Genomic DNA, 409 nt, shown 5'->3' with positions numbered 1-409 from the left:
CGACCAGCCCCGCGACGGCGCGGCCCTGCCAGCCGCCGAGCCGGGACAAGTCCACGGCGGCGACGTCGGCCAGGGCTCCGGCTGGTACCTCGAGCAGCGCGGTCGCTGGGCCCGGTGCGGTCGACCGCGGGCAGGTCGTCTGGTCGACCTCGGTGCACGGGTCGAGGGTCGCGACGCCGATCACGCGGTCATCGTCGATCCAGGCGACGTCGATCGGGACTTGCATGCCGGCCATCCACATCTGGTGCTCGGCGCGTTCTCCGAACTGGAACAGCATCCCGGTGTCGGCGGGGATCTCCTCGCGGCCGGCCAGGCCTTCCTTCTGCTCGTTGGCGGTGTCCGCGAGCTCGACGGCGAACATCTCTCCCCCGACCTCGACCGTGGCCTCGGGCTGCGGCGAGCTGCACGC

At 72.6% G+C, this 409-nt stretch carries 1 protein-coding gene; it reads right to left on the bottom strand.

Annotated elements, in window-relative coordinates; genetic code table 11:
* On the bottom strand, positions 1-409 hold a 409-nt coding region (locus G3I78_RS49665; RefSeq protein WP_164437255.1), incomplete at both ends, for a DUF192 domain-containing protein.

Source organism: Streptomyces sp. SID13726, assembly GCF_010548375.1.
Classification (GTDB): Bacteria; Actinomycetota; Actinomycetes; order Streptomycetales; family Streptomycetaceae; genus Streptomyces.
The sequence above is the reverse complement of the archived record's forward strand: the minus strand, read 5'-3'. Positions and strand labels throughout refer to the sequence as shown.